General features: G+C 68.1%; 7 protein-coding genes. 5 read left to right on the top strand and 2 right to left on the bottom strand.

The annotated features are described in order from the left end of the window. Both RTM68_RS15370 and RTM68_RS15375 read right to left on the bottom strand, forming a co-directional pair. On the bottom strand, nt 1-1,516 hold a 1,516-nt coding region (locus RTM68_RS15370; RefSeq protein ID WP_312172538.1), incomplete at its 3' end, for a beta-L-arabinofuranosidase domain-containing protein. A gap of 120 nt (nt 1,517-1,636) precedes the next feature. Then, nucleotides 1,637-3,133, bottom strand: coding sequence for a SulP family inorganic anion transporter (locus RTM68_RS15375; protein WP_312172540.1), 1,497 nt, complete (start codon nt 3,131-3,133; stop codon nt 1,637-1,639). Between the two features lie 331 nt (nt 3,134-3,464). Here RTM68_RS15375 and RTM68_RS15380 point away from each other — a divergent pair, with 331 nt between their 5' ends. The 5 genes from RTM68_RS15380 to RTM68_RS15400 form a co-directional block, all read left to right on the top strand. After that, a complete protein-coding gene (locus tag RTM68_RS15380; RefSeq protein WP_312172543.1) occupies nt 3,465-3,950 on the top strand; it encodes a hypothetical protein in 486 nt (161 codons plus the stop codon). 224 nt (nt 3,951-4,174) lie between these two features. Further along, a complete protein-coding gene (locus tag RTM68_RS15385; RefSeq protein ID WP_312172546.1) occupies nt 4,175-4,915 on the top strand; it encodes a DUF2520 domain-containing protein in 741 nt (246 codons plus the stop codon). Continuing rightward, on the top strand, nt 4,912-5,766 hold the full coding sequence (gene panC / locus RTM68_RS15390) for a pantoate--beta-alanine ligase (protein WP_312172548.1): 855 nt from the start codon (nt 4,912-4,914) through the stop codon (nt 5,764-5,766). Before RTM68_RS15385 ends, panC begins: the two co-directional genes overlap by 4 nt. Further along, entirely contained in the window at nt 5,763-6,632 is an 870-nt protein-coding gene (panB, locus tag RTM68_RS15395) for a 3-methyl-2-oxobutanoate hydroxymethyltransferase (RefSeq protein ID WP_312172550.1), read from the top strand. Before panC ends, panB begins: the two co-directional genes overlap by 4 nt. Nucleotides 6,633-6,852: 220 nt before the next feature. After that, a partial coding sequence (locus RTM68_RS15400; RefSeq protein ID WP_312172552.1) for a hypothetical protein occupies nt 6,853-7,762 on the top strand: 910 nt, incomplete at its 3' end.

The raw sequence follows: 7,762 nt of genomic DNA on the forward strand, positions 1-7,762 counted from the left end.
TGCCGTCGACGAGCGCCTCGTCGAGGCTGAGCCACCCGGACTCGACGGCCGGTTCGACGGGCGAGCCGTCGCGGAGCACGGTGATCGCGCGTCCCGACACCCACTCCGGTACGCGGAGGGCCAGTCGTCGGCATCCGTCCGTCGCGTCGCCCTGCACGCTGATGCGGATGCTGCCCTCGGCGGGGTATGCGGTGTCGATTGTGACCGATGCGCCGTGCGCGTGCAGCGTCGCCGAGGCGTAGAGCACGATGTCGAGGCCGTCGGCGCGCTCCGCGGCGAGGTGATGCTCGAGCGTCGCGAACGTGCGCATCAGGTTCGGCGGGCAGCACGCACAGCTGAACCAGCGCCGCCGTCCGGCGGGTGCCTCGCCGCCGTACGGACGCTCGTCGCGCACCTGCAGCGGGTTCACATAGGTGAACGCGTCGCCGTGGGTCGAGATGCCTGCGGCGACGACGTTGAAGAGGGCGGTCTCGGCGACATCCATGCACGAGGCCTCGCCGGTCGCGAGGTACATCCGCCAGGCCCAGCCGAACAGGGCGACGCCTGCGCACGTCTCGGCGTACGCGCGATCGGGCGGCAGCTCGAAGGCCTCGCCGAACGCCTCGTCCTCGTGGCGCGCGCCGGTGCCGCCGGTGAGGTACATGCGGTGGGCGACGAGGTCGTCCCACTGCGTGCGCATCACGTCGAGCATCGTGCTGTCGCCGGTCTCCAGGTACAGGTCGGTGATGCCCTGGTTCAGATACAGCGCGCGCACCGCGTGCCCGCGCACGCGGGTGGCCTGCAGGGCGGGCTGCTCGTCCTGGTAGTACTCGGCGCCGAAGATCACACCGCCGAGGAAGCCGGATCCGCGTCGGCGCACGAAGGCGGCGGCCAGGTCGAGAGGGGCTGCGGCGCCCGTCGTGCGATACAGCTCGACAAGTGCCGCCTCGATCAGCGGATGCCCGCAGTACTCCACCGCATCGTCCCCGCCCAGGCGTGCGACAGCGTGGTCCACGAACCGTTCGGCGACCCGCAGCAGCCGGTCGTCGCCGATCGCGCGGTGCGCGCCCACGGCCGCCTGCACCAGGTGGCCGAGGCAGTACAGCTCGTGGCCCTGGGCGAAGTCGCTCCACGGAGCGCGGTCGTCGCGGCGCAGATAGGCCGAATCGAGGTAGCCGTCGTCCTGCTGCGCCCGCTCGATGAGGTCGACGGTGCGGTCGAAGAACGATCGGATGTCGGCATCCTCGCCGCGACCGAGCTCCCAGGCTGCGGCTTCGAGCGTCTTGTAGATGTCGGAATCCGCGAAGAGCATCCCACGGAACTCGGCATCCGATTCGCCGGTGAGCCGCCGTACGTTGTCGAGAGTGCCGTACTCCTCGAGCATCGCCATGCCGTGGGGCAGCGTGACCTCGCGATTGCGGGCGTGCCAGTCGTGAAGCAGCCCACTCTCGACGAGGGGAGAGGACGTCAACGGACGACGTTCACCGTGCGCCGTCGGTCCGACGGGAGCGTGCGCGGTGACTCGGGATTCCGGCATGACCTGCTCATCTCCGAGGTGCGCCCGTGACACCTCTCTCGAGAGTGCAATTGTACTTGTACTGGAGAGAACGCGAAAGAGGTTCCGTGAGATGAGACCCGCGCTCGGGGCGGGAAAGGCCTACTCGAACCCGCCCGTCAGCCGTCCCCGCATCCGCTGACTGCTCTCGTTCATCCCGACGATCTCGACCGTCTTCCCGAGCGCCGCGTACTTCGTCTCGATCGCGTCCAGTGCGGCGACCGTCGACGCGTCCCAGATGTGCGATCCGGTCAGGTCGATGACGATGCGATCCGGGTCCTCCGAATACGAGAACAGGGTCGTCATATCGTTGCTCGACGCGAAGAACAGCTCGCCGGTCACGGTATAGGTGACAGCATCACCGGCAACAGTGCGCGACACCGACACGAAGTGCGCCACCCGCCGCACGAACAGCACCGACGCGACGAGCACCCCGCCGACGACGCCCACCGCGAGGTTGTGCGTGAGCAGCACGAGCACGACGGTCGCGATCATCACGAACGTCTCGCTCTTCGGCATCCGCTTGAGGGTCGACGGCTTGATGCTGTGCCAGTCGAAGGCCCCGATCGCGACCATGATCATGACGGCGACGAGGGCCGCCATCGGGATAGTGCCGACGAAGTCGCCGAACACGACGACCAGCAGGAACAGGAAGATGCCGGCGAAGAACGTCGAGATGCGGGTGCGGGCGCCCGAGGCCTTGACGTTGATCATGGTCTGGCCGATCACCGCGCATCCGCCCATGCCGCCGAAGAAGCCCGACAGCATGTTCGCGATGCCCTGCGCCCACGATTCGCGGCTCTTGTTCGAGTGGGTGTCGGTGATCTCGTCGACGAGCTTCGCGGTGAGCAGCGACTCCATGAGCCCGACGAGTGCGACCCCGAGCGCGAACGGAGCGATGATGCCGAATGTCTCCCACGTCCACGGGATGTCGGGCAGGAACAGCGAGGGCAGGCTCTGCGGCAGCTCTCCCTGGTCGCCGACGGTCGGCACGGTCAGGCCCATCGTCAGCACCACGGCTGTCACGATGATCACCGACACGAGCGGTGCGGGCACGATCCTCGTGATCTTCGGCATCACGATCATGACGACGATTCCCAGCGCGACCAGCGGATACACCAGCCACGGCACATCGATGAGCTGCGGGAACTGCGAGCTGAACACGAAGATCGCCAGCGCGTTCACGAAGCCGACCATGACGCTGCGGGGGATGAACCGCATCAGCTTCGCGACGCCCAGCACGCCGAGGATCACCTGGAAGACACCCGCGAGGATCACGGTCGCGATGAAGTAGTCGAGGCCGTACGTCGGCGCGACCGGCGCGATCACGAGCGCGACGGCTCCGGTCGCCGCGGTCACCATCGCCGGACGTCCGCCGAGGAACGCGATCGACACCGCCATGATGAACGACGAGAACAGGCCGACCTTCGGGTCGACGCCCGCGATCACCGAGAACGCGATCGCCTCGGGGATCAGTGCGAGTCCCACGACGAGACCCGCGAGCACCTCGCGCGTCAGCATCCGGGGACTCTTCAGCGCGTCGAGCACAGACGGTTTCGCCCGATAGCGGGCACGATCATCGATCGCGGATGCTGACATGGGGATGCTCCAGAGAACGCGGCCTGGGGGTGAGGCCGAACAGTTAAGGGTAGAGCGGATGCGGGACTGCTGCGTCCGCCCGGTCGTTGCCCGAGGTGACGCATCCGCCCGGTCGTTGAGCGAAGACGACGAGGCGACGCATCCACCCGGTCGTTGAGCGAAGACGACGAGGTGACGCTTCCGCCCGGTCGTTGAGCGAAGACGTCCGAGGTGACGCATCCACCCGGTCGTTGAGCGAAGACGACGAAGTCGACTGAGACGAAACGCGCTGACGACTCATGGACCTGCACCGCCCCTGTCGGGTGTCGGCAGCCGTGGATAGAGTGCGGTCATGGAACCCGTACCGACCGACTTCTGGGGCGTGGTGGTGCCCTCGTGGTTGGGTGCGGTGGCCTCCATCGCGGCGTCGACCGTGGCCGTGATCGCGTTCATCAACAGTCTGTCGGCGAAGGGTGGTGTGCGGGAGATCGGAGAGGCGCTCAACCGCGAGCCGACGGTGCAGCCAGAAGCTGTCGGGAAACCCAGCATCACGAGGTCCGGCACGGCCCCCGTGGCGCCCGAGCCGTGGAGCTTCGACAGCGACGGTCGTGTCGGAGCCTTCCGCAACACGAGCGGGGAGACGCTCACGGTGTCGCAGATCACGGCGACCGCGGGGATCGAGGCGATTCTGCGCGATCAGCTGCCGCTCGAGGTTCCGCCGACGGCGTCGTTCCCCGTGCGCGTGCACCAGACCCTCGGAGGTCCGGCCGTGCGGGGAATCACGCTCGAGTGGTTCCGCGAAGACGGCGCCCGGCTCTCGCGCACGTATTACCTGTGACCCAGGCAGTCGGCGCGTGTACTCCGTGGCCTGTTGCCCGGCCCGTGCTGCTCTGACTGGACGAGGTAGCGGAGCACTTCGCCAATAGAGGCGCCCCAAAGATGCTCTTTATGTGCGGCTCAAGTATGTCTGAGTTGCGCACTTCGCTCTCAGATTTTGCACGCACCCCGTCTCAGGCGGATACTCATCCCATCCGCGCCGCTCGTCTCGGCCGGAGAATCGACATGCACAGCACCTCTTCTCTCAGCCCTGGAACGACCATCGCCATCGTCGGCGCCGGCCGTCTCGGCGGCGTACTCGCACCGGCATTGCGCGCAGTCGGTTTCGTCGTCCTGGGGCCGCTTCGTCGCGACGACCGGGTTCCGGATGCCGACGTCGCGCTGCTCTGCGTTCCCGATGCGGCGATCCCGGCTGTGGCGTTCGCCGTCAGACCTCATGTTCAGCTCGTCGGCCATGTCTCGGGGGCGACGCCGCTCACCGATGTCGACTTCAGCATCCATCCGCTGCAGACGTTCACCGGTCGTGAGACGCCGGAGGTCTTCCGGGGCATCGGTGCCGCCGTCGACGGACGCACCCCCGAGGCGCTCTCGGTCGCTGAGAAGCTCGCGACGGCGCTGGGCGCGCACCCGTTCCGTGTCGACGACGGCCACCGTGCGGAGTATCACGCCGCCGCATCGTTCGCCTCGAACTTCGTTCTCACCGTGCTCGACGCGGCAGAGCGACTCGCGGCACCGGCCGGGGTGCAGCGCGCGCATCTGGCTCCGCTCGTGCGGCAGACGGTCGAGAACTGGACCGCATCCGGGGCAGCGGCTGCACTCACCGGACCCATCGTCCGGGGCGATGACGAGACCGTGGCACGGCAGCGCGCAGCATCCGCAGCCTTCGCCGACCTGTTCGACGCGCTCGCCGCAGCGACTCGCGACATCGCCCACCCGGGTACTTCCTCCGAGGAGAGACGCGCATGAAGATACTGCGAACGATCGCCGAGGTGCGCGCGGCGGTTCGCGCAGCCCGCGCCGAGGGTGAGACCGTCGGACTCGTGCCGACCATGGGTGCCTTCCACGAGGGACACCTGTCGTTGATGCGCGCGGCGCGAGAGCAGCACGACCTCGTCGTCGTCTCGCTGTTCGTGAACCCGACCCAGTTCGCCGCGAACGAAGACCTCAGCACCTACCCGCGCGACGAGGGCCGTGATTCCGCGCTCGCCGAGGGCGAGGGCGTCGACATCCTGTTCGCGCCGACGCCGAGCGAGATCTACCCCGACGGCTTCGCCACGACCATCCACGTCGCGGGAATCACCGAGGTGCTCGACGGCGCCAGCCGCGGCGCCCACCACTTCGACGGCGTCGCCACGGTCGTCACCAAGCTGTTCGGCATCGTGACTCCCGACGTCGCGTACTTCGGCCAGAAGGATGCCCAGCAGGTGCTCGTCGTGCGTCGGGTCGTGCGCGACCTCGACCTCGACGTGCGCATCGAGGCGTGCCCGATCGTGCGCGAGCTCGACGGCCTGGCCATGAGCTCACGCAACGTCTACCTCGACGCGGATGCTCGCGTGCAGGCATCCGCGCTGAATCGGTCTCTCGACGCGGCGGAGGCAGTCTTCGCCTCCGGAAAGAGCGATGGCGAGAGCATCCGCGCTGCTGCCGACCGGGTGCTTGCGGATGCGTCGATCGATGTCGAGTACCTGGAACTCCGGGATGCCGAGACGTTGCAGCCCGTGGACGCGGTGGAGCGTGATGCACTTCTGCTGGTGGCCGCCCGTGTCGGCGCCGCCCGTCTGATCGACAACCATCTGCTGAGAGGGGTCGCCTCATGAGCGCCCACGCCGCACCGACCGCCCGCCTGACGCTCGGCGACATCGCGAAGAAGAAGGCGTCCGGCGAACCGATCGTCATGGTCACGGCGTACGACTACCCCAGCGCGCAGATCGCCGATGAGGCCGGTGTCGACATGGTGCTCGTCGGCGATTCGGGCGCGATGACCGTGCTCGGCTACGACAGCACCGTCCCAGTCACGACCGACGAGATGCTCATGCTCACCCGGGCGGCGCGCCGCGGGCTCACGCGGGCTCTGCTGGTCGGCGACCTGCCGTTCGGGTCGTACGAGGCCTCCGACGAACTGGCCATCGCGACCGCGCAGCGCTTCGTCAAAGAGGCGGGGGTCGACCTCGTCAAGATCGAGCGCGGGGGGACGACCGTCGAGCGTGCCCGCGCACTGGTGAACGCCGGCATCCCGGTGGTGGGTCACGTCGGCCTGACGCCGCAGACCGCCACCGCACTCGGCGGATACCGCGCCCAGGGCCGCACCGCCGAGGCGGCGCTCGCCGTGATCGACGACGCCCTCGCCCTGCAGGAAGCCGGAGTCTCGCTGATCGTGGTCGAAGCGGTGCCCTCGCAGGTCATGGCGGCGCTCGCCCCGCTGCTGCGCATTCCGACCATCGGCATCGGAGCGGGTCCGGATGCCGACGGACAGGTGCTCGTCTTCCACGACCTTCTGGGGATCTACGACGGCCCCGCCGCGAAGTTCGTCAAGCGCTATGCCGATGTGCGAGGCGTGTCTGTCGACGGTGTCTCGGCCTACGCGTCGGAGGTGCGCTCGAGGGCGTACCCGGCACCCGAGCACGGGTACGGCATGCCTGAGGACGAGGCTGCACGGCTGCGGGAGATGCTCGCAGCGCGCTGACTTCCGTGCCGTCGGGCGCGGGGTGCCCGGGGTCCCGGTTGCGGTCGGCACCGTCCGGGGCTGGGCGCCCCGCAGGCATCCGCTGCGGCATCCGCACGCATCGACGGCGGCATCCGCACGAGCCCGCAAGGCATTCCGAGATACCGCACGGTGGGGCTGCGGGCCTCGATATCGTCCGCCGTGAGGCCCCGCGACCGCAGGGCGGAAGGCGAGTCCTGAAGTGGCCGATATCTTCACCGAGATCACGATCCAGAGCGTCTCGGCATTCATCGGAGGCGGCGCCGTCGCCGCGATTCCGCCGATCGTGCAGCTGGTCCGTCGACGTCGCCGGCGTCCCGAAACGGATGCGGACGATGGGGGTGTGCCTGTCTTCATCGGGTCGTCGCTCGAGGGCGTGACGATCGACAACAGCCGCCGCGTCGACAACAGCGACCACAGGATCGACAATCGCAGCATCGTCATCAACCACATCCGAGAGTCCGGAGGGATGAAGGATGCTGCGCGCGGCGGTGTACCCGACGACAGCATCTGGCTGATCGTCGTCGCGCTGATCGCCGCAGCCGCGCTGTTCGCCAACTACTACCCGATCGTGAGCTGGTTCTCGCTCGGGGTGGGGGTGGGGTTCGCCGTGACCGCGGTGCTCGGTGTCGTGCGCGCAGTGCGATGGAAGCTGTGGGGACGCGGAGCAGCCATCGTCCTGATCGAGGCGGTCCTGGCCATCATCGCCGTGGCCTGGACGTGGGTCGCGGTGTTCTCCTCCGAGCACAAGGGAGCGACGCTCGAGACGCTGCGTGCGCAGATGGCCGTCGAGGTCGCGCGGTCACCGATCACGCCGGGGCCGCTCGAATGGGTGCAGCGCCACATCCTCGCCCCGGTCGGAGCGTTCGTGGAGATCGCCTTCTCGACCGGGCAGATGATCTTCCTGATCTCGCTGTTCGGTGCCTTCGTCGTCTCCTTCATGGTGATGCTGCTCGTGTGGGCGCGCCTCTACGACTGGTATCTCTACCTGGGGTTCCTGTTCGGCGCGGGCAGCCGATGGACGGCGAAGCGAGCGGAACAGCACAGGCATCTCACGGTCGCGGATCTGTGGATGATCCTGCTCATCGTGGCCATCGCCATCTTCTTCGCGA

Origin of the sequence: Microbacterium sp. (assembly GCF_031988965.1) — a bacterium.
Taxonomy (GTDB): Bacteria; Actinomycetota; Actinomycetes; order Actinomycetales; family Microbacteriaceae; genus Microbacterium.